General features: G+C 66.3%; 3 protein-coding genes. All 3 read left to right on the top strand.

The window, feature by feature from the left end; translation table 11 throughout:
* Window positions 1-799 (top strand): aldehyde dehydrogenase family protein (locus LQV45_RS30845; protein WP_230011096.1); only part of this gene is annotated, 799 nt, incomplete at its 5' end.
* 80 nt (window positions 800-879) lie between these two features.
* Window positions 880-1119, top strand: a complete 240-nt coding sequence (locus LQV45_RS30840) for a hypothetical protein (RefSeq protein ID WP_230011093.1) — start codon at window positions 880-882, stop codon at window positions 1117-1119.
* 1 nt (window position 1120) lies between these two features.
* Window positions 1121-1627: nicotinate-nucleotide adenylyltransferase (gene nadD / locus LQV45_RS30835; RefSeq protein WP_374208345.1), on the top strand; the 507-nt coding region annotated here is incomplete at its 3' end.

Below are 1627 nucleotides of genomic sequence, written 5' to 3'. Positions count from 1 at the left end.
CTATGAGGCCCGCCCGAACGTCACCGTCGACATCGCCGGACTGGCCCTCAAGAGCGGCAACGCCGTCATCCTGCGCGGCGGATCCGCCGCCGCTGCCACCAACGCCGCCCTGATCACCATCCTCCGGGATGCGCTGGAATCAGTGGGCCTGCCCGCCGACGCCGTCCAATCCGTGGACCAATACGGCCGCGACGGCGCCAACGCGCTCATGCGGGCGCGCGGCCGGGTGGATGTGCTCATTCCCCGCGGCGGGCGCGAGCTGATCCAGGCCGTCGTGACGAACTCCTCCGTGCCGGTCATCGAGACCGGTGAAGGCAACGTCCATATCTTCCTGGACGCTTCCGCCGGCGAGGAAATGGCCGTGGACATCCTCCTCAACGCCAAGACCCAGCGGCCCAGCGTCTGCAACACCGTCGAAACTCTCCTGGTGCACTCCAAGTCCACCGTCCTTCCCGCGGTCGCCGCCGCATTGCGGGCTGCCGGGGTCACCCTGGACTTGGCCGTGGCCATGGTGGACAGCCTGGACGAGGCCGTCAGGCACATCCGCAAGTGGTCCACCGGCCACACCGAAGCGATCCTGACCAACGACCTCGCCAACGCCGAGCGCTTCATCGCCGAGGTCGATTCGGCGGCCGTGATCGTGAACGCCTCCACCCGCTTCACCGACGGAGGCGAGCTCGGCCTCGGCGCCGAAGTGGGCATTTCCACCCAAAAACTCCATGCCCGCGGCCCCATGGGACTGACCGAGCTGACCACGACCAAGTGGATCGTGCAGGGCGAGGGCCAGATCCGGGGCTAGCAACGCTGTAACATGGAACGGAAGACCGGAACGGCGGACACCTCCGCCGTCGTCAAATTTTGAACTCACTAGGGGAGAACATGCTGTCGCAGCAGATCGCCACTTTCGTCGCCGCCGCCGGCGAATCGGGCCACGAGGAACTCGCACCGCTCATTGCACCGCCGTTTGTCATTGGCGGCACCATGTTCGCGATCCTGGTGGTCCTGCTGCTGATCACCCTGTCCTACTCCAACCTGGGACGGCGCCACGTGGCTGTCGAGGAGCACTCGGACCCGCACCGCCAGCACCCGAACAAGCACGATCACGGCCAAGGTCACTAATATTTCCGCCCCCACGAAGCAGCGCGGCGCCCAGCGCCGCCTGCGTCTGGGTGTGATGGGCGGCACGTTCGACCCCATCCACCACGGACACCTTGTCGCGGCCAGTGAGGTCGCGGCCAAGTTCGACCTCGACGAAGTCGTTTTTGTGCCCACCGGCCAGCCCTGGCAGAAGATGGCCAAGAAGGTCAGCGAAGCCGAGCACCGGTATCTCATGACAGTCATCGCCACGGCCTCGAACCCGCGCTTCACCGTGAGCCGGGTGGACGTGGACCGTCCGGGACCGACCTACACGATCGACACCCTGCGTGACCTGCGGACCCTGCGTCCGGACGCCGATCTGTTCTTCATCACCGGCGCGGACGCCCTGGCCCAGATTTTGTCCTGGAAAGACATCGACGAACTCTGGTCCCTCGCGCACTTCGTGGGTGTAACCCGGCCGGGCCACGTCCTGGACGGCATGGGCCGCAAAGACGTCAGCCTCCTGGAGGTCCCGGCCATGGCCATTTCC

This window comes from Microbacterium sp. Bi128, assembly GCF_918698205.1.
The sequence above is the reverse complement of the archived record's forward strand: the minus strand, read 5'-3'. Positions and strand labels throughout refer to the sequence as shown.